This window comes from Croceivirga sp. JEA036, from assembly GCF_011882165.1.
Taxonomy (GTDB): Bacteria; Bacteroidota; Bacteroidia; order Flavobacteriales; family Flavobacteriaceae; genus Croceivirga.
On sequence record NZ_JAATON010000005.1, the window covers coordinates 1 to 21,733 of the forward strand.

The 21,733-nt window shown below is 37.5% G+C and carries 17 protein-coding genes; 3 read left to right on the forward strand and 14 right to left on the reverse strand.

Annotated elements, in window-relative coordinates; translation table 11 throughout:
* From HCO57_RS13055 to HCO57_RS13115, 13 genes are all read right to left on the reverse strand, one after another.
* Positions 1–2,526: beta strand repeat-containing protein (locus HCO57_RS13055; RefSeq protein WP_167989389.1), on the reverse strand; the 2,526-nt coding region annotated here is incomplete at its 3' end.
* A gap of 266 nt (positions 2,527–2,792) precedes the next feature.
* Positions 2,793–4,688, reverse strand: coding sequence for an OmpA family protein (locus HCO57_RS13060; RefSeq protein WP_167989390.1), 1,896 nt, complete (start codon positions 4,686–4,688; stop codon positions 2,793–2,795).
* A 6-nt stretch (positions 4,689–4,694) separates the two neighbouring features.
* The gene (locus tag HCO57_RS13065; protein ID WP_167989391.1) at positions 4,695–5,627 is read right to left on the reverse strand and encodes a type IX secretion system membrane protein PorP/SprF; all 933 of its coding nucleotides are present in this window, start codon (positions 5,625–5,627) and stop codon (positions 4,695–4,697) included.
* A gap of 3 nt (positions 5,628–5,630) precedes the next feature.
* Positions 5,631–10,721, reverse strand: coding sequence for a gliding motility-associated C-terminal domain-containing protein (locus HCO57_RS13070; RefSeq protein WP_167989392.1), 5,091 nt, complete (start codon positions 10,719–10,721; stop codon positions 5,631–5,633).
* 166 nt (positions 10,722–10,887) lie between these two features.
* Positions 10,888–12,315, reverse strand: coding sequence for a CCA tRNA nucleotidyltransferase (locus tag HCO57_RS13075; protein WP_136950852.1), 1,428 nt, complete (start codon positions 12,313–12,315; stop codon positions 10,888–10,890).
* Positions 12,316–12,320: 5 nt separating this feature from the next.
* On the reverse strand, positions 12,321–12,881 hold the full coding sequence (locus tag HCO57_RS13080) for an L-threonylcarbamoyladenylate synthase (protein WP_167989393.1): 561 nt from the start codon (positions 12,879–12,881) through the stop codon (positions 12,321–12,323).
* Between the two features lie 2 nt (positions 12,882–12,883).
* Positions 12,884–13,654 carry a glycosyltransferase family 2 protein gene (locus HCO57_RS13085; protein ID WP_167989394.1) on the reverse strand — a complete coding sequence of 257 codons (771 nt, stop codon included), beginning with the start codon at positions 13,652–13,654 and terminating at the stop codon, positions 12,884–12,886.
* Positions 13,647–14,723, reverse strand: coding sequence for a glycosyltransferase (locus HCO57_RS13090; RefSeq protein WP_167989395.1), 1,077 nt, complete (start codon positions 14,721–14,723; stop codon positions 13,647–13,649). Before HCO57_RS13090 ends, HCO57_RS13085 begins: the two co-directional genes overlap by 8 nt.
* Entirely contained in the window at positions 14,724–15,836 is a 1,113-nt protein-coding gene (locus tag HCO57_RS13095) for a glycosyltransferase family 4 protein (protein ID WP_167989396.1), read from the reverse strand.
* A 20-nt stretch (positions 15,837–15,856) separates the two neighbouring features.
* On the reverse strand, positions 15,857–16,663 hold the full coding sequence (locus tag HCO57_RS13100; protein WP_167989397.1) for a glycosyltransferase: 807 nt from the start codon (positions 16,661–16,663) through the stop codon (positions 15,857–15,859).
* Between the two features lie 7 nt (positions 16,664–16,670).
* Positions 16,671–17,414, reverse strand: a complete 744-nt coding sequence (locus tag HCO57_RS13105) for a glycosyltransferase domain-containing protein (RefSeq protein WP_167989398.1) — start codon at positions 17,412–17,414, stop codon at positions 16,671–16,673.
* A gap of 102 nt (positions 17,415–17,516) precedes the next feature.
* Positions 17,517–18,335 (reverse strand): glycosyltransferase family 2 protein, encoded by an 819-nt coding sequence (locus tag HCO57_RS13110; protein ID WP_167989399.1) that lies wholly within the window; start codon positions 18,333–18,335, stop codon positions 17,517–17,519.
* Positions 18,336–18,554: 219 nt separating this feature from the next.
* Entirely contained in the window at positions 18,555–19,370 is an 816-nt protein-coding gene (locus HCO57_RS13115; protein ID WP_167989400.1) for a 2,3,4,5-tetrahydropyridine-2,6-dicarboxylate N-succinyltransferase, read from the reverse strand.
* Between the two features lie 101 nt (positions 19,371–19,471).
* Here HCO57_RS13115 and ruvX point away from each other — a divergent pair, with 101 nt between their 5' ends.
* The 3 genes from ruvX to HCO57_RS13130 are packed head-to-tail and all read left to right on the forward strand — an operon-like array spanning position 19,472 to position 20,955.
* Positions 19,472–19,882 carry a Holliday junction resolvase RuvX gene (gene ruvX, locus HCO57_RS13120; protein WP_167989401.1) on the forward strand — a complete coding sequence of 137 codons (411 nt, stop codon included), beginning with the start codon at positions 19,472–19,474 and terminating at the stop codon, positions 19,880–19,882.
* 4 nt (positions 19,883–19,886) lie between these two features.
* Complete coding sequence (gene def / locus HCO57_RS13125; protein WP_167989402.1) at positions 19,887–20,477, forward strand: peptide deformylase; 591 nt, start codon at positions 19,887–19,889, stop codon at positions 20,475–20,477.
* Between the two features lie 55 nt (positions 20,478–20,532).
* Positions 20,533–20,955 carry a DUF5606 domain-containing protein gene (locus HCO57_RS13130; RefSeq protein ID WP_167989403.1) on the forward strand — a complete coding sequence of 141 codons (423 nt, stop codon included), beginning with the start codon at positions 20,533–20,535 and terminating at the stop codon, positions 20,953–20,955.
* A 52-nt stretch (positions 20,956–21,007) separates the two neighbouring features.
* Here the strand turns inward: HCO57_RS13130 and HCO57_RS13135 are convergent, their stop codons facing one another.
* Positions 21,008–21,733, reverse strand: a complete 726-nt coding sequence (locus tag HCO57_RS13135) for a carbon-nitrogen hydrolase family protein (protein ID WP_167989404.1) — start codon at positions 21,731–21,733, stop codon at positions 21,008–21,010.

Genomic DNA, 21,733 nt, shown 5'->3' on the forward strand with positions numbered 1-21,733 from the left:
TAAAGTAATTGGGTCGTTATCGGTAGCTGGGTTGCCCGCTACATCCGTAACATCCGCAGTTACGGTGATGGTACCGTTATTCAATCCAGAGATATCGGCATCGGTAGCCGTCCACGCGTTACCAGTTACGGTAGCGGTAGTGGTCACTGGAGGATTAATACCATCATCAAAAGTTACGGTCACGACTTGTCCATCTTCTACACCTGTGGTAGTTCCTGAGATGGTAACGTCGTTATCTTCCGTTGCACTTACAATATTATCGAACTCAATAGGAGTTGTAATATCGATAGTTGGAGCGGTATTATCCAGGGTAATTGGGTCGTTATCGGTAGCTGGGTTACCACCAAAATCGGTGACATCCGCCGTTACGGTGATGGTACCGTTATTCAATCCAGAAATATCTGCATCAGTAGCGGTCCACGCATTACCAGTTACGGTAGCGGTAGTGGTCACTGGAGGATTAATACCATCATCAAAAGTTACCGTTACCACTTGTCCATCTTCTACATCTGTGGTAGTCCCTGAGATGGTTACATCGCCATCTTCGGCAGCACTTACAATATTGTCACCCTCGATAGGTGTGGTGATATCGATAGTAGGAGGGTTTTTGGTGCCATTTAGTGTAATAATAAGGTTAGCCGTATCACTGGTATTACCATCTGTTAACCTGTAGAGAAAATTTTCTGTTAAGGTTTCTCCAATTAATAAACCAGCAACAGCAGGATTGCTAGTATCTGGGGTATATACATAACTTCCATCATTATTAACTACAATGCTACCATAGGTACCCATGTAAGTAGTATTTACATTTGCGCCGCTACCATCAATTTCGGACACCATAATATTCGGATTGTCTCCCTGCCAATAAATGTCAGAAACACCAGCAATTTGTCCAGAAGGATTTGCTGCGGTCACATCTGGTCCGTAGTTATAGCTTAATCTAAGCTCATTAATGGGTTGGTCAAAAAATACATTAATGTTACCAGTAGCATCACTTTGTATAGCATTCCCAGTTCCATAAAATGTATTATTGCCAGCATCTACAACTCCACCTGTAGTAGTAAACATATAATTAGAAGGTGTACCATCTAAAGAGCCATTGATTTTAATAAGGTCTTGCCATACTGTACCTTGAGAATAATCAATATCAACCAGTAAAAAGCCTAAGTTAAAAACTGGTTCAGAAAAAGTAATTACCAATTCGGTGTCATTAACCGGATTAGTTGCTCCATCTATTACAAAACCAAAATATCCCGTGTGCCCGCCATTCGTAGAATTTTGATACACCACTTGGTTTCTTGTTGCAACCCCTGCATTAGATGGGTCAGTAGAAGAAAAATTAACAGTAACTCCGTTAATATTTCTTGTTGCTCCGTTCACAGACGTTGATCTATTTGGGTCGTTAGCTACTACAGCACTAAATTCATTTTCCCAAATAAGTCTAGAGAGCCCTCTATCTATAAAATCGGCTCCATCTACACCAATATCAGTAACAATATTTCCTTCAACACTTGTTTCAGTAATAACATCAATTTGATTAGTATTATCTAAAGCTACCGGAGCGTCATCCACACCATTAATAGTCACTGTTAGGATACCATAGTCTATAAAGCCATAGGTATCTCTTATAGTATAGGATACAATATCTTGTATGCTTTCACCATTTTTTAATCCTACCACAGAGGTATTAGTCTCATCTACATCATATACATAAGAACCATTAGATTGTATGGTAATGCTACCATATAAGGTAGAATACGCGTTACCAACTTGTGCAGGATATACGTCTACTTCGGTTACACTGATAGAATTTCCCGTATCCGGAGTGCCACCAGTCATAACATTACCTGATACCGTTCCTGCAGTATTGGCAATAATGCTATTGGTGTCATCATTTGCAACAGGACGCGTATGAACAATAAGTTGCGACCTGGAGGTAGACACACCACCCACAGCAGTTACTGTAATATCTATGTTACGTACACCATCTGTATACGGATTGGCAAGATCTCCATATTGTAAAGCATTGATAAGTATTAAGAAGTCGGAGTTGGGAATAGGATTACCAAATTGCTCTGTAATGGTGAACGTGGTATTAGAAGTTTGTCTCAATACCAGTCTAGAGCCAGGTAGGTTGTATACGTAAGTATCGAATGCTGTATTAAAGAACAACAAATCAAAATTGCCACCACCTTTATTTACTGCTAATAATTCTCCATTTGGGGTATCCTGAACACCAGTTACAGTTATGGTAGCACTAGTGATGGTGTTTAAATCTGAAGTTAAGGTAGCTCCAGACGATATAGGATAAACATTAGATGTTGTTGGAATTATAATGTTTTGGTACGTTGTACCGGCACCTGTCCCGTTCAAATCCAAGACAGGAACAGCGAATGGCGCATTTGTAACTGTTTTAGTATTTGTTGCTAAATTTTTTAAGGGCCTACCAGAAAAAAATAGTAACACACAAAATGTTGCAGTCAAAACGCTTCCCAATTTTGACAATGCTTTCCAATACTCTTTCATACCTAAAATACCTAAATCTTTAATTATTCAGTTCTTGTAACTGAAATTTAAAATAAATCAGTAGTTAAATTCTTACTAAAAAAATGTTGTCATATGTCGATAACTGTAGGTAAAATCTTATATAAATGTAATGAGTATTAACGTAGCTGTAAGATTTTTATCGGATTATTTTGTTAGTTTATCTAAAAAATAACCCTAGCTTAAGACAAAAAAAAACCTTCAACTGGGAGTTGAAGGCGATACTTTTTTTTGATGTAAAAGGCAATCTATTTTTTAATAATAAATTCAGACCTTCTGTTTTTTTGATGTTCATTTTCAGTGCATTCTATGTTGTTGCTACAAGAATTTACCAAGCGTGTTTCTCCATACCCTTTTGCAGAAAGTCGAGCAGTAGATATTCCCTTACTAATAATGTAATCTTGGGTACGTTTAGCGCGCCTATTAGATAACCACAAATTATAGGCGTCTTCTTCTCTACTATCTGTATGAGAACCAATTTCTAAATTAACTTCTGGATGTGCTTTTAAATAAGTAACAACCTTATCTAAATTGGCGTAGGCATCAAAACGTAGGTAAGAACTATTTAAATCAAAATAAATGGGGTCTAATTGTAATAATTTAACCAAGTCTGTGCCAGTTGCATCGTCATTACCAATAGTAACAGTTATAGGTTCATGGGCTTCGTCATTCTTAAAATTGCGTATCTCAAAGGTACCTTGCCTATAGCCATCTTTACCCGCTATTATTGTTACTTCTTCTTGGCAAGGTAGTGTAGCGGTAAAGCTCCCATCTGTAGCCGTATTAACAGTAAGTAATTCTTGGCCACCATCACCAATAAAAAGTATACTAGCATCTGCTACAGTACTTTCAGTACTTTCTTCCTTAACCCAGCCCGTTATCGTTTTTTCACAGTTAGCATCTGCCAGTTTTACTGCGTAGATGTCGTCTTGTCCAGCACCGCCAGTACGGTTAGACGCTAAATAGGCAAAGGTAGCATCAGGATTTGTAACATAAGAAAAATCGTCGGCCTGACTATTTATAGGAGCGCCAAGATTTATTACTTTTTGTAGTTCCTCATCAAACTTAAAAATATCCATTCCACCCAAACCAGGATGTCCATCAGAGGCAAAATGCAATTTGCCATTTGTTGCTACAAAGGGAAAATTTTCTTTAGCTTCTGTATTAATTTCTGGACCTAGGTTTACGGGTGTTCCAAAACTACCGTCTTTTCGTATTTCCACTTTAAATATGTCTGATGCCCCATGCGTACCAGGCATGTCAGAACTAAAATAAAGGGTAGTGCCAGTGGTATCTAGTGCCGGGTGTGCAGTAGAGTATAAGTCACTATTAAAAGAGAGGTCTTCTGCTGGGCTCCATTGTCCATTTTTAAAATGGGAACGGTAAATTTTTAAACGACTAATACCATTTTTGTCACGTACAAATTTGCCCTTTTTCATATTATTTCTGGTAAAGTACATGGTTTTACCATCTTTACTAAACACAATAGAACTTTCATTAGCTTCTGTATTTATACTAGTAGAAAATTGTTTTGGACTCTCTGCTGGTATACCTTCGGTCAGTTCAGCAGAATACAAATTTAAATAAGGACGTTTCAGCTTTTCATCAGTATCTTTTGTTTTGGCTGTGGCATACACCAATTGTTGGTTTAGAATGGCAGGTGCAAAATCTGTTTCGCTGGTATTTATATTTTTAAGGTTGATGAGTTCTGTACCCACAGAGGCTTGGTTAATTTTTTTGAGGTAGTCTCTATTTGCCGCAAACTGCTTGGCGCGTAAATCTGAGGGATTTAACAAAACGAACTTTTCCATCCATCTGTCAGAAGCTTCATATTCCCCAATACTTTTAAGACACAAAGACAATCTAAAAAGGTAATTTGGGTCATAATCTTTTTCTGCTGTACGCTCCATCAATTTTGCATACCAATAAGAGGCAACATCATATTTTCCTTTTAAGTAATTAGCATTCCCTAGGGTCTTGTAAATTTCTAAGGGAGGCATGCCATTGTCTAATAGTTTTTTATAGGGCGATGTGTCTACCATGTACCCGTAATGGTCATAGTTTTTGGCTTTGTCCACTTTTTTTTGAGCGCTTAGGGATACAAAGCACAAACTGATAATTGCTATGGTGATTTGTTTAATCATTAGGCACTAAAAAAATCTGGGAGTTAAATCTATTTTCTCTTTTTTGATAAATTCATATCTAAGAAAAACTTCAAAAGAACCATTGTTAAAAGTTTCTCCTCCAAACGTAGAAGTCTCCTTATCGTAAGCTAGTCCCATCAACAGTTTTTCGTTCAATTGAAAACCAACCAAACCACTTAATGCATTATTAATACGGTAAGCACCGCCCAATATGAACTTTTGGTTAAACATAAAGTTGGCAGATACATCCACCGCTAATGGAGCTCCGTTGGTCATCTTAACCAAAGCTGCAGGTTTAAATTTGGTTTTAGCACCAATGTCAAACACATATCCCATAATTCCGTACCATGTAATATTTTCTAAATAAATACTACTATCATTGCTGTTATCGGTATCAAAATGCTCAGTTTTTAAAAAGCTAGGCGTGGAGAATCCCGCATAGAATTTTTCATTGTGATAATAAATTCCTGCGCCCACTGTGGGGGCAAACTTTTTATAGACGTCGCCATTACCAATGGGAGCTGTAGAGGCATCATAATTGGTGAGATTGGCAAAATTTACATTTAAAAAACTAGCTCCCGCAGATAATCCAAAAGATAGCGTGGAGTTGCCAGTGGGTACATGATATGCAAATACGCCTTGAAAAAAGGAATCTTGTATAGTTCCATTTCCTATTTCGTCATTTACAAAAGAGAATCCTAACCCAACACGCTCGCTTACTGGCGAACTTAAACTTAAAGTCTGGCTGGTAGGGGCGCCATCTAGACCCACCCATTGAGAGCGATGCAACCCGGTAATTCCTAAGCTTTCTCGCGAACCGGCGTAGCCTGCGTTTACTACCTGTGTATTATACATATATTGGGTAAACTGGGCATCTTGCTGACCAAATACAATTTGGATGCCTTGGAAAACCAATAAGAATAAAAGAATTTTTTTCATGGCTTATTTGTTGATAAACAGGTATCCTTTTTTTGTTTTATAACTGTCGTTTACACGGTATCTAATGGTGTAGTAATAAATACCACTTGGTAACTGTTTACCATCATTACCATAACCCTTAAAATTGTTACTTTCATTATGGTACTGCTGTGTATTCCAGACTAAGGTGCCGTATCTATTTAGTAATTCTACTGTATTTTCTGGATAATAAGCGATATTGAAAATTCTAAAATATCCATTTGTAGCGCTAGGAGTTACAACATCATTTTTAATAAACAGTTCACAATCACTGTTTGCAGGGGGTGTGCCTCCTAAGGAATCACATGGATCTAGGGGACTTGTACCGTCTAGTACTTCTTGTCCATCATCTATACCATCACCGTCTGTATCTGGATTGTTCGGGTCCGTACCCAAGGTGTTTTCCTCCGTGTCTATTAAGCCATCGTTATCTGCATCCATAGTGTCATTTAACCTAAAATCTATATTACCGTTTCCAGCATTGTTTACGGCGTCACTAGCGGTTATTTGTAGCACTGTGTCATAACTGTCATTTTCATAAAAACCAGAGATAGGTGTGGCTATAGCCAAATCTATTTGCCAATTTCCGTTAATATCTGTTGTGGTTTCATAAACAACGTCGGTTACGGAATCACTATCGATATCAATCTCTATAAGCAATTGTTCGTTAATATCAGCTTGACCAGTAATTACAGGAGCAAGAATAGTAGCTGTATAACTATCTACTATTGGAGCATTTATATCCACATTATAATTATGAATAATGGCTGCAGAACCTGTATTTCCAGATATATCTCTGGTCACAATTTGTGCCACTAGTCCCCAATCATCATCTAGTATCAAATCTTGTCCAGATACGTCAATGGCAAAAATTCCATTAGTATCAATAATACCAGAATAGGTAGTGTTATTACTGATTAGATTTACCGAATCTCCTGGACTAAAATCACCACCGACTATCCCTGTAACCATAATATTTGTTGTGGATTCAGCAATATTTATGATATTATCTAATGTGATTGCGTCTACCTGAATTGTAGGCAATAAAATTATAGGTGGACTTTCAGCACAATCGGGAATAGAATTACCATTTGCGTCTGTTGTATCCTCTATAACTTCCACTTCTGCAATGGCATCAACAGTACAAGGCGAAGTTGCGGGGACAGTGTAAACATATGTTCCAGCACCAGCCAAAGCGGGTGACCAAGTTCCAGTGTTGTCCGGAGTGCCACCGAGTTGCGCAAAAAGTTGTGCAGCGGTGACGGTTGCTCCTTCGCAAATGACTAAAGTTCCATTACTGCCTGCATCTGGAGCAGCTTGTTCAGTTACTTCCACTTCTGCAATGGCATCTGCAGTACAAGGCGAAGTTGCGGGGACAGTGTAAATATATGTTCCAGCACCAGCTAAAGCAGGTGACCAAGTTCCAGTGTTATCAGGAGAACCACCAAGCTGCGCAAAAAGTTGTGCATCGGTAACGGTTTCTCCCTCACAAATGACTAAAGTTCCATTGCTACCTGCATCTGGAGCAGCTTGTTCCGTTACTTCCACTTCTGCAATGGCATCTGCAGTACAAGGCGAAGTTGCGGGAACAGTGTAAGTATATGTTCCAGCACCAGCTAAAGCGGGTGACCAAGTTCCAGTGTTGTCAGGAGAACCACCGAGTTGCGCAAAGAGCTGTGCAGCGGTGACGGTTTCCCCTGCGCAAATGACTAAAGTTCCATTACTGCCTGCATCTGGAGCAGCTTGTTCCGTTACTTCCACTTCTGCAATAGCATCTGTCGTACAAGGCGAAGTTGCGGGGACAGTGTAAGTATATGTTCCAGCACCAGCTAAAGCAGGTGACCAAGTTCCAGTATTGTCAGGAGAACCACCGAGTTGCGCAAAGAGCTGTGCAGCGGTGACGGTTGCTCCTTCGCAAATGACTAAGGTTCCATTACTGCCTGCATCTGGAGCAGCTTGTTCAGTTACTTCCACTTCTGCAATAGCATCTATCGTACAAGGCGAAGTAGCTGTAACTGTGTAAGTATATGTTCCAGCACCAGCTAAAGCAGGTGACCAAGTTCCAGTATTGTCAGGAGAACCACCGAGTTGCGCAAAAAGTTGTGTAGCGGTAACGGTTGCTCCTTCGCAAATGACTAAAGTACCATTGCTACCTGCATCTGGAGCAGCTTGTTCCGTTACTTCCACTTCTGCAATAGCATCTATCGTACAGGGCGAAGTTGCGGGGACGGTGTAAATATAAGTTCCAGCACCAGCTAAAGCGGGTGACCAAGTTCCAGTGTTGTCAGGAGTGCCACCGAGTTGCGCAAAAAGCTGCGCAGCGGTGACGGTTGCCCCTTCACAAATGACTAAAGTTCCATTACTGCCTGCATCTGGAGCAGCTTGTTCGGTTACTTCCACTTCTGCAATGGCATCTGAGGTACAAGGCGAAGTTGCGGGGACAGTGTAAATATATGTTCCAGCACCAGCCAAAGCGGGTGACCAAGTTCCAGTATTGTCAGGAGAACCACCGAGTTGTGCAAAAAGTTGTGCAGCGGTAACGGTTGCCCCTTCACAAATGACTAAAGTTCCATTACTGCCTGCATCTGGAGCAGCTTGTTCGGTTACTTCCACTTCCGCAATAGCATCTATCGTACAAGGCGAAGTTGCGGGGACAGTGTAAGTATATGTTCCAGCACCAGCTAAAGCAGGTGACCAAGTTCCAGTGTTGTCCGGAGTGCCACCGAGTTGCGCAAAAAGTTGTGTAGCGGTAACGGTTGCTCCTTCGCAAATGACTAAAGTTCCATTACTGCCTGCATCTGGAGCAGCTTGTTCCGTTACTTCCACTTCTGCAATAGCATCTGCAGTACAAGGGGAAGTTGCGGGGACGGTGTAAATATATGTTCCAGCACCAGCTAAAGCAGGTGACCAAGTTCCAGTGTTATCAGGAGAACCACCGAGTTGCGCAAAGAGCTGTACAGCGGTGACGGTTTCTCCTTCGCAAATGACTAAAGTTCCATTACTGCCTGCATCTGGAGCAGCTTGTTCAGTTACTTCCACTTCTGCAATAGCATCTGTCGTACAAGGCGAAGTAGCTGTAACTGTGTAAGTATATGTTCCAGCACCAGCTAAAGCAGGTGACCAAGTTCCAGTATTGTCAGGAGAACCACCGAGTTGCGCAAAGAGCTGTGCAGCGGTGACGGTTTCTCCCTCACAAATGACTAAAGTACCATTGCTACCTGCATCTGGGGCAGCTTGTTCAGTTACTTCCACTTCTGCAATAGCATCTATCGTACAAGGCGAAGTTGCGGGGACAGTGTAAGTATATGTTCCAGCACCAGCTAAAGCAGGTGACCAAGTTCCAGTATTGTCAGGAGAACCACCGAGTTGCGCAAAAAGCTGTGCAGCGGTAACGGTTGCTCCTTCACAAATGACCAAACTGCCGTTAGTTCCAGCATCTGCTTGAGCAGCATAAGAAACAAAAACAGTAGCCGATGCATCTTGCGTGCATGGAGCTGTGGCAGTCACCGTATAAGTGTAACTATCGTTTCCATTATCTGTCCACGTTCCACCAGTATCTGGAGTCCCAGTAAGTGCAGTAAATAAATCTGTTTGAGTTGGTGTGGAACCCTCACAATACTTTAAAAGTGCGTTTCCACCGGCTTCAGGACAACCATTAACGGTAATAGATACGTTTGCATTTACAATATGTCCTAAGGCATCAATTATACCATATATAAAACTATCTGAACCCGAAAAGTCGGGGTTTGGAGCGTAGGTAAAAAAATCGTCTGTTGGGTCCGTTGGTGTACCGTTTACATTGAGATTAGCGACTCCGTTAGAAGGGTTGCTAAATAAAAATATACCTACAGTTCCAGGACCATTGCCACCGAAAGAATCGTTCGTTGTAACATAGATAGCTCTTGACACGTCTTCATCTGTACTCACATTGTCATCTTGTGGCACGGGAAAGAAGCTCTCAGTAACATCATTTTCAGTATTACCATCCGTATCGATGCCATCGTCAGAAATATCTATTGTATCTGCAGGACCATAAGGACTATCTCCTGTAACAGTAACTTGATTTAAAAATCCACCATTAGGTAAATCGCCTGCTGTAAGCGTATAGCTAGCAACATAGGTGGCTACTTCACCAGCTTGTAATGTGCCCATAGGAGACCCCATAGTATTAGTAACATAATTAGGTCCGGTAATGGTTAATGGGTTTAAATTGGCATCCGTAAAAGAGTCATTTAGTGTAATGTTATTCAGGGTTACATTACCTGTGTTTTCTACTTCTATAGTATACTGCACTACATCGCCTGCAGAAACAGGGTTACTATATGCTTCGGTTACGGTTTTTGTAACTTCAATTTGAGGTTCAGCAATAATGAGATTTGATAAAACAAATTCTACTTTATCAGAAGCCGTAAAAAGAGGAATTCCTAATAAGCCTCCAGTTACATTTGTATTCATTTGAATAACGTGCGAGGGCTCATTCACCGATAGGCTTCCAGCACCTGTTCCACTATCTAATCCATTTCCACACTCGCCACCATTACTTATTAGAAGCGCAGAATCATTTATATTAAAGGATGTTGCAGTAGATTGAAAAATTGGTCCAACCGAACTCAATTCGTTCCAAGTGCCATTGGTAAAATTAAAATTTGCTGTAGCCGAGTCTCCTAGTGTTATTGAAAATGTACCTATTTTATCTACATTTATGATAGGGTTTACTATATATACTGGAATGTTACCCGGAGTATTTTCATAAAATTCAAAAGATAGATTGCCTGCAGCTATAGAACTGACTTCAATCTCTATAGAAGAACTGCCCACAATAGCCGGGTCGGAATACGTATTGGTTTTAGCACAATCTATATTCTCGTTCCCATTAATAGCGGTACCGTTACTAACTTTACAAACCACAAGAACTTTTCCATCACTAGAAACACTTTGCCATTCGGTAAGACTATTTTGTGTCCATGTAGTAGTTTGTTGGGCTAAAAGGGTAGGTGCACCAAAAAAACTAAACAAAAATAAGGCACATATAGCACGTATATAAAACAAAGTTTGGTTGGTCAGTTGTTTACGCATATAAGTATACTGGTAGCCAATAAAATATGGGGGGAGTCTTGACTATTTTAATTAAGCGTAAAAGTATATGGGACTAACAGTTGCTAAAATTTTATGTTGTAAAATAGGGCTACACCCACGTGAATACCCTTGTTTCTGTGGGGATACAACTAAGCTTTATACTGTTTTAGTTGTTTTGTTCTAATCCTAATTCTTTTCCTTTAGTAAGCATAAAAGCAAAGGCAGCTACTTTATCGTTAGGAATTTCACCTTCTAAAATAGCTTCTTTAATAGCTTCTTTTATGATACCAATTTCTTTGGAAGGTTTAAGGTTAAAGGTCTCCATAATTTCTTCACCACTTACTGGAGGCTGAAAATTTCTGATGCGGTCCCGTTCTTCTACTTCCTTTATTTTTTGACGTACCAACTTGAAGTTGTTAAGATAACGACGTTGCTTTTTAGGATTTTTAGTGGTAATGTCTGCTTCGCATAAAGTGAGCAAATCCTCCACATGTTCTCCGGCATCAAACACCAATCTTCTAACAGCGGAATCTGTCACATGGTCTTCAGATAGAATAATAGGCCTAGAGCTCATTAAAACCATTTTCTGGACAAACTTCATCTTGTCATTTAATGGCATCCGTAAACGCTTAAATAATTTGTAGACCATTTTACTACCCACAAATTCATGCGCATGAAAAGTCCACCCTATTTTTTTATGAAACTTTTTAGTAGGTGCCTTACCAATATCGTGTAATAATGCAGCCCAACGTAGCCAAAGGTTATCTGTGGTTTTAGCAATATTGTCTACCACCTCTAAGGTGTGCCAAAAATTGTCTTTATGACGTTGTCCTTCAATCTCTTCAATACCTTGGAGTGCTTTTAATTCGGGCAATATATAGGGTAGTAGGCCAGTTTTATGCATTAGGGCAAAACCAATAGAAGGCTGCTCACTATTTAGGATTTTGTGCAGCTCATCAACAATACGCTCTTCGGAAATGATTTTGATACGCTCTTTATGTTCACTAATAGCTTGTAAAGAACTTAATTCAATTTCAAAATTCAACTGTGTCGCAAAGCGTATAGCACGCATCATTCGTAACGGGTCATCAGAGTAAGTTATCCCTGGTTCTAAAGGGGTACGTAGAATACCTTTTTGTAAATCGGCTAATCCTTTAAAAGGGTCTAATACTATTCCAAAATTATGTGCATTGAGCCCCAATGCCAAAGCATTAATGGTAAAGTCTCTACGGTCTTGGTCTTCTTGCAAGCTGCCGTCTTCTACAATAGGTTTTCTACTATCCCTAGTGTAACTCTCTTTACGTGCGCCAACAAACTCTATTTCCATGCCTTTATAATTTAGCATGGCGGTACCAAAATTCTTAAAAACTTTTACGTCAGAACTACCCTTAAGCAATTTAGCAACTGCTTTTGCTAAAGCAATGCCACTCCCAACAGCAACTACATCTATATCTTTGGCAGAACCTCGTTTTAAAAAAAAGTCGCGTACATAACCACCAATAACGTAGGCTTCCAGACCAAGTTCATCGGCAGCGGCACCAATAGATTTAAAAACAGGATGGGTTAATGCTTCTAGATATTTTTCCGACTTCATGTATGCTATTCCCTAATTACCTTTACCGTACCGTCATTCCCTAATTTAATAATGGAAGAAGGAGAAGGATTTGTTTTTTCGCGATGCAAATTTACTACATAATCTACGCCTTCTAAAATACGGTGGTCTATTTCTGAGAATTGCGCTGGTGTTGGTGCTCCAGAAATATTTGCAGAGGTAGATACGATGGGTTTTTTAAACCGTTGAATAAGATTTCTGCAAAAATCGTCCGAAGCTATCCGTATGGCTAAAGAATTATCTGCTGCAATTAGGTTTTTGGCCACACCTTTGGGTTGGTCGTAAATTATAGTGGTGGGCTTTGTTGCTAAATCAATAATATCCCATGCTACATCTGGAACTTGTTCTACCGTACGTTCTAACATAGCATCATTGGCTACAAGGCAAATCAATGCTTTAGAATCCTCCCTATTCTTAAGTGCGTATACTTTTTTTACAGCATCTACATTAGTAGCATCACAACCTATGCCCCAAACCGTATCTGTGGGGTACAAGATAAGTCCACCATTTTGTAAGGTTTCCAAACATTTTGCTAGGTCTTCTTTCATGGCTATTTTAAATTAGATTTTTGTAATCGTTTTAGTTCTTTATATCTACTGTGAACGCCTAATGCATTAAGGTAACAAATGACTATTCCTCTTTTACCGTCTAAGAAACCAAACCGTAAAATATAGTGGTTAATAAATTTCCAAAAAGGTCTAAATATAGAATGATACCATCTTGCTTTTTTACCATTGTAAAAAGCTTCTTTAGCTTTCATTTCTCCATATTTTATCATTTTATCCTTATATGTGCTGTAAGAGTTAAATGAATAGTGAATTAGTTTATTTTTTAATGTTTTGGAAACGCCATTAACTTCTAATGTTTCGTGAACAATCCTATCCTTCACAAACTTTACTTTATTTTTTTGAAATAGGCGATAATTCTTATCTGTCTGCCAACCACTAAAACGAAGCACTTTATTTTTATACATAAATGTCCTTAGAAAGTAATAAGCAGCCGCAGGGGATTTTAAATTAATGGTTACCTCAATTTCATTTTTGAGTTTTGGCGTAACTCTTTCATCAGCATCCATAAATAAAACCCAGTTGTTTGTGGCTTGGTCTAAGGCAAATTGTTTTTGGTCTGTATAATTTTTAAAGGCTCTTTGAATTAGTTTAACATGAGGATAATTAGCAATAATTTTTGTGGTATTGTCAGTGCTAAAAGAATCTACAACAATAATTTCATCACAAAAAGAAAGGTTTTCTAACACTTCCTTTATGTGTTTTTCCTCATTGAGAGTTATTAATAAAGCTGTTATTTTTTCTGTTCTATCCATGCAATAAATAGCCTTCTATTTCTTTGAGCTTTTTTGCTTTATCAAAATGATTAATAATATACTCCCTAGCTGCTTTCCCTTTCTCTATCAAATCCTCCTTATTTTCACTCAATTTCAGGATTGCTTCTACAAAAGCGTCTACATCGTTTGGAGGAGTTAAAACACCGGTTTTATTTTGTTTAATAACCTCTGGGTTACTACTAATATTAAAAGCCACCGATGGTAGTCCACAAAGGCCAGCTTCTGCTAACACATATCCAAAGCCTTCCCAGTGAGAGGGTAGTAAAAAAATATCTCCTTGCTTAAGAAACTCCATCGGATTATCTATAAAACCAGCCATGGAAATAGTTTCCCTTAGATTAAATTCTGATATTTTTTGTTCTAAATCTGTTCTTAAACGACCTTCCCCACCTATAATCATCTTAAATTCTACCTTACGGTCCTCTAATTGTTTTGCAACATCAATTAAAAAGGTCTGATTTTTTTGGTATTCTAATCGACCTAAATTAATTAAAGTGAAATGCTTTTTGTTATCCCAAGAGATACGATTTAAATTATCAGGAATGGCAATTCCATTATGTATTACAGTTATCTTATCTTTTGGAAATAGAGTGGGATTTTTTTGATTTATTGTTTTTTTAGTTGCTAGTGAGTTAGCTAATATTTCGGTTAGTACATTTTTAAAAAGATATCTGTTTAACCGATTATTTTTAATGGGAATAGCGCTACCTCTTCTGTAAATAATTCTTTTAACACCCAACTGTTTGGCAATGGGACCAGCTATTTTTACATCACTAGACAGATTCATGACAATGGTTTCTAATTGTCTTTTTGCTAAGGTCTTCTTTACAATTACTCTTTTTACTGGGTTTAAAAAGCTTAAATTACCGAGTGCGATGGTTTGAAAAGGAATATTGGTTTTGCTTAGTTTGGCGGCCAATACACTATCTGGATGCGCAATGACAAAAACAGAAAATCCTCGGTCATTCAAGTATTGACTAACTTCTAAATGCCATTTTTCTCCTCCACCCCAAGCTTTTGCGGTATTAAAAAAGCAAATTGTTTTCATCTACCTTAATTTGTTATAGATTGCTAATAAATCTGCTCCTACTTTTTGATCGGTAAACCGCTGCGCAAAATCGTACCCTTTGCTTGCCATCTCTGCTCTTATAGCAGGGTTTTTATACAAGTACTCAATTTTTTCTAGTATTTCTTTTGGGTCGTCTGGATTTACATAGATACTATGCGGACCTGCAGCTTCTGGAAAGCAACCATCTTTAGTTACTATAATAGGTAATTTACTAAAAAGCGCTTCTATCAACGGTATTCCAAAGCCTTCACAATAAGAAGGATAACAGAACACTGTAGCCGCTTGGTATAATTTAGGTAAGTCTTGTATGGAAATGTTTTTTACAAAAGTAACCTGTCTTTCCATTTGGTGATCAGCTATGTATTTTTTAAGTTTTTTAGCATACCCCTTTTCACCACCCACCAATGCCAGATGATACGTAGTGTCTTTTATAGCCTTTATAATGGTTAAAGCATTTTTACGCTCTTGTATGGTGCCTACATTTAAAATAAACTTATTTGGCAAGTTGTATCGTCTCCTTATGGCTTCCACATCTTTTTCTAGAAATTGTTGCTTAAATGCATTATGACAGCCTTGATATACCACACTAATTTTGGTAGGTTTTACCTTTAAAAAATGGATGATATCTTTTTTGGTCTGCTCGCTTATGGCAATTACATGATCAGCAGCATGTACCGCATAATTGAATTTTAATTTATAGATAATTCTATCCCAAATTTTGTAATAATGTGGGTGACTAAGAAAAATAAGGTCGTGGATAGTAACAATGGTTTTTACCCTCTGTTTTTTTAGTTTAATTGGGATTTCTCCAGATAAGCCATGATAACAGTTTAACTCATTTTCATTTATTTGTTTCCACTGTCCAAGTATCCTCCAGAGGGCAGGTATTTTTTTCCAAAACCATCCTTTAGGATAAACAATGGTGGTCTTTACATCTGGGATACTTCTATTAACGGTGGGTTGTCTGGTGTTAAATAAGTAAAAGGACTCTATTTCTGTAAAATCTGTTAGGATACGAATAACATCCCGGCCATAATTACCCAAACCGGTTTTGTTATGAAAAATTCGTTTGGCATCGTATCCAATTTTCATGTAAACTTTAAAATTTTAATTTAAGACTTACTTAATGTATCTAGCCCATTTAAACATACAAAGTTATTCGCTTCTTGTTTTTCTCTCAACAATTCTCGGTTTTTTTCAACCCCTTCCGCAGAATACCCTTTTTTATGGTATAAGTGGTAAACAATTGCCTTGTTTTTCATGGATTTACTGCCGATTCCATTCTTTTTTAAACGCCATTCTATATCTGTATCCTCACCAACGGCAGCTCTTATATAATCTTCATCGAATCCATTTATGGCAAGTAAATGTTGTTTCTGTATTCCCCAATTACAGCCCAATAAACCTTTGTCTTTTAGTGTAAAAATTAAGCTTTTGTTTTTTAAGTATATGGCTTCTTTTTTCTTGCCAGATTTAGATGTTAGAATATTAAATAATGCTAAATACCTTAGCGAATTTGTATTTTTAATTTTATTGGTAGTCACTTCATCTAGCATAACTCTTCTGCCTTTGAGCATTACATTGGGTATGGTTTGGTCAATATATGCTTTAACAAAATGTTTATGAGGTATACAATCACCGTCTATAAAAACAATGGTTTTGCCTTCAGCAACTTTTATAGATTTATTAAGCATTTGGTTTTTTCTGAACCCAATATCCTGTTGTTGGCAGGTATGCTTTATGGGAAAATTATACAGACCTTTATTTTTTTGTAAAAACAAAGATGTTTCTGGATTATTATCGTCCTCAGAAATTATTGCCTCAAATTCTTTTGCACTTTGATTGTTTAAGGCTTTTAGGATAAGCTTTAAGTTGTCTAGTGCTTTGTAGTAAGAAATTATAACAGATACTTTAACCATTGCAGTATCAATATTTACGTATTCCTAGTAATCGTTTAAACTTTAGTTTAAACAATCTATAGGCGTATGATTTTTGCGCTATAGATACAAAATAGAAATAGGGGTTTCCTCTTCTTAAATCACCATTAATTATAGATGTTTTAAAATTGTTTTTCCAAGCGGCATAATCAAAACTTAATTGGTCTCTCTTACTTCTGGTAGAGACCATTTGCCACCAATCTTCCATAACTTTTATAACCTCTGGGTCATTGTGTTTACGTACAAGGACAGCAGAAAAAATTAAACCATTATTCTTTGGGTAATTTTCTGATTTTAAAAATGCTATTTGCTTTTCCATTACTTCTGGAGCATCTTTAAAACTACCACGTTCCTTTCCCAGTTTTATAAGGGCATCAAACTCATCGTAGACGCAGTCTCTTTTATCATCACATTGGTTGTGGTCAAAAATTGCCATTTTAAAATTTCCTAGGCTTTGGATAAGCTCGTGTATGTCCCCAACAATTAAATAATTAGAGTCAATATAAATGCTAATATCGTAATCCTTAAAATAAAGATGAGGAAGTATTTTTGGATGTCGATTTTTTCTACCCTCATCAGGATGGTCACTGAGTAATTCTATGGTTTTCCAAGGTGATTTTATCTTGGTTTTATCATCAGTAAAGCAAAAGAAGTCGGCACCGGGTATTTTTTTTTGAGGAATTATACCGTAATTTTTCCCAAATGCACCTGTATAAATTGCAATTTTGTTCATCTAGGGGTAAAGATAGAACTATTATTATAGTCTTATATAAGTAAGCCCATTTACTTAGTAGAAAGGCTGAAATTCAAGAAAAAGAGGTGCAAATAGCCTTAATTAGGCTGTTTTTAGATGGTATTCCTTTTCTTGTTCAGTAGTAGAAGAAAGATGAAGTTCATTTTTAAGAAGATACAGTTTAGAATACCGTATGTATACACTCAATGCATTTAAATAGCAAATGATAAACCCTTTGTAGCCATCTAAAATTCCTAAACGGAAGAAATAATTATAGACAAACTTCCAAATAGGTTTAAAGACCAATTTTAAGATATTAAAAGATTTATTTTTTAAAAAAAGCTCCGAAGCTTTTAGACTTCCATATTGAACCATTTTTCTTTTGTAGTCCTTATAACTTTTGTAACAATAATGTGTCAACTTCTCATTTAGAGCAGAGGTCTCTCCTTTAACTTGTAAGGTTTCATGCACCAATCTACCTTTAGTAAAAGAGCAATGACTCTTTTTAAAAAGCCTTATATTTTTATCGGTTTGCCAACCACTAAAATTTAGGCTGTGATTTTTAAACATGAATTTTCTATAGAACCAATACGCACTGCTTGTATTTAAACTATTAATTGTAGTTAATATTTCATTTTGTAAAGGCTTGGAGACCACTTCATCTGCATCAATAAACAAAACCCAATTGTTAGAGGCCTTACTTAAGGTATATGCTTTTTGATCTGTAAAGTTTGAGAATTCTTTTTGTAGCACAATTACGTTTGACAACGACTTTAAATATTCAAAGGTGCCATCTGTACTGAAAGAATCCACTACAATAATTTCATCCGCGAATGATACGGAGGCAACACTTTGTTTAATGTGCTCCATTTCATTATAGGTAATTAATAAAGCGGTAAGCTTTTGGTTTGCCTTGCTCAAATCAACAACTATTTTGGTTAGAATTGTTATTGTACCATTATTAACTTGCAAAAAAGGTTTTAATTGTATTAATGAATACTTTTCTTACAAATTATTCTTTAGCTAGACTACATTAGTTCATAAAGGTTGCGTGTAAAGGTTGTTAAATTAATAAAAAAGCCCACGGCTATTTTTTGCAAACGGCCATGGGCAATGTTTTTTATCGGATGAGCAAACAGTCTATACTGCTACGTCATATTCGCGTAAAGCATCGTTTAAACTGGTTTTTTTATCCGTACTTTCTTTACGTTTTCCAATGATTAATGCGCAAGGCACCTGATATTCACCAGCAGCGAATTTTTTTGTGTAACTACCAGGAATTACCACAGAACGAGCTGGGACTCTACCTTTCATCTCAACAGGTTCCTCTCCAGTAACATCAATAATTTTGGTAGATGCAGTAAGCACAACATTGGCGCCTAGTACGGCTTCTTTTTCTACGCGTACACCTTCTACAACAATACATCTAGAACCTATAAAAGCGCTATCTTCTATGATAACTGGGGCAGCTTGTAGCGGTTCTAAAACGCCACCTATGCCAACACCACCACTTAGGTGAACATTTTTGCCAATTTGAGCACAACTCCCTACAGTAGCCCATGTATCTACCATGGTGCCTTCGTCTACATATGCACCTATATTTACGTAAGAAGGCATTAAAATAGTACCCTTAGAAATGTAGGCGCCGTGGCGTGCAACCGCATGTGGTACAACACGAATACCTTTTTCTTTATAACCTTTCTTTAAAGGAATTTTATCATGATATTCAAAAATGCCAGCTTCTAGAACTTCCATTTGCTGTATAGGGAAGTATAGCACAACACCTTTTTTTACCCATTCATTAATTTGCCAACCGTCTGCAGTTGGTTCTGCACAACGCAAACTACCTTCATCAATTAAGTCTATTACTTTTCTTATAGCGTTCTGAGTCGCTTCTTCTTTTAATAATTCACGATTATCCCAAGCCTTTTCTATAAGCGCTTTAAGTTCTGTCATTGCTTCAATTTTGCGGTAAAGATAGCTTTAGGAAGGCAATAAACTCGTCAATTTTTAAATGCATAACATTTTTAAGGCTATTTTTGCCAAAATTTAGTATTGTGGCTAGAATCTTAGCGTTGGATTATGGTAAAAAGAGAACAGGTATTGCAGTTACAGATGAACTGCAAATAATTGCTTCTGGACTTACTACTGTAGCTACGGAAGAATTGTTACCATTCTTAACCGCATACATTGAGAAAGAGTCTGTAGAACGTATAATTGTTGGTGAACCCAAACAGATGGATGGTTCTGCTTCCCAGTCAGAAGAGTTAATTCTTCCATTTATAAAAAAGTTACAACAACAATTTCCGCAGGTTCCTGTAGAACGCCAAGACGAAAGATTTACCTCTAAAATGGCGGTTAGAACCATGATAGATGGTGGATTAAAAAAGAAAAAGCGACAAGACAAGGCTATGGTAGACCAAATAAGTGCTACCCTAATTTTGCAATCTTATCTAGATAGAAAATAGAATTATGATTTTACCGATTACGGCTTACGGAGACCCCGTATTACGAAAAAAAGCAACAAACATAACCAAGGATTATCCTAACCTAGAAACCTTACTTAACAATATGTGGGAGACCATGTATAATGCTAGCGGTGTAGGTTTAGCCGCTCCACAAGTAGGTTTACCTATCCGTATTTTCTTAGTGGATACTACTCCTTTTTCTAAGGACGAGGATTTAACGGAAGATGAACAATCCCAATTAGACGGATTTAAAAAAGTGTTCATCAATGCAGAAATTTTAGAAGAAACAGGAGAGGAATGGGCATTTAATGAAGGTTGCTTGAGCATTCCGGACATAAGAGAAGATGTACAACGCAAGCCAAAAGTAACTATTAAATACATGGACGAAAATTTTAAGGAGCATACAGAAACTTTTGATGGACTGTTGGCGCGTGTTATACAGCATGAATATGACCATATAGAAGGAATTTTATTTACCGATAAACTATCGTCTTTAAAAAAGCGTTTACTTAAAGGACGTTTGGAAAAAATTTCCAAAGGAAAAATTAATGTTGAGTATAAAATGAAGTTTCCACAAATGAAAAAAGGACGTTAATCCTTTGGTGGTTACTTTAAAAGTATAAATTTGCGCGCATAAAATTTGAATAAGCATGGCGTTGGAGAAAATATTATCTATAGGTGGTAAACCAGGATTGTACAAATTGCTAACACAAACCCGTTCTGGTTTTGTAGGTGAATCTTTAATGGACGGAAAGCGTATTTCTGTGGGTTTACGTAGTAATGTTAGTGTGTTGTCAGAAATTGCCATCTACACCTTAGAAGAAGAAGTGCCTTTAAGAGAAGTGTTTCAAAAGATTAAGGAGAAAGAAGACGGTGGTAAAACTTCGGTACACCATAAAGACGAAAAAATTAAATTAGAAGAGTACTTTTTTGAAGTGTTACCTACTTATGATGAAGATAGAGTGTACGCGAGTGATATTAAGAAGATTGTACAATGGTACAATTTATTGCATGATAATGGTATCACCGATTTTACTTTAGAAGCAGAGGAGACTTCAACAGAAGAGGAATAAATAGAATTAGGTTCTATTACACAACTATAAAGCTCGGTTAGCCGAGCTTTTTTTATGGGATAATTTTGGTAGTATTTTGTAGGGTGTCAATAAGTAAAATACCCTCTTTGTTATAAGGTAACATTCCAAGTTGTTCCCCTGCAGTGTTGAAAAAGCTAGTCAGACCCCCGCTTACATAAGAATCGTTTGGTCCTATGGCATTGACGATTCCTAGGCCTAAAGATGTTTTTGTAGCAAGCTTTTTAAGATAGTTAAAGGAGTTTAGGCAGCTTTCTTCAGTTTTGGCCACACTGGCTATAACCATATCAGGTTGCTCATTGCTAATTTCTTCTGCTATTTGGGGTGTAAATGTTTCGTAGCAAATAGTGGGTTTTATGGTTTTATTTTTAATTGTCGCAGTATAGGATTCTTTCCCTTGTTCAAAAAAAGGAAATTCGTCTGCATGTAAAAAACGTTTAGCATAGTGGGTAAGCGTTTCATCTGCTTTGGTGATTCTTAAACCTATTTTGGACTTATTGAGCCCTGGAATGGGTAAGCCTAACCAAATTTCAGAATTTAATTGTGTGGCAAATTCTTCAATTTGGCTATAATCTAACTGGTTTAATGGCTCTAATAGGTTCTTTGCTAAAGAAGGCTCATAACCACTTAAACTTAATTCAGGAAATACCACTAAATTGGGTTGGAATGGTATGAGTTTACGTAACCAATTTAGATGGTTGGCTAGGTTGTACTCTAGATTACCCGGTTGAGCTTGTAGTTGTACTAGCGCAACATTCAT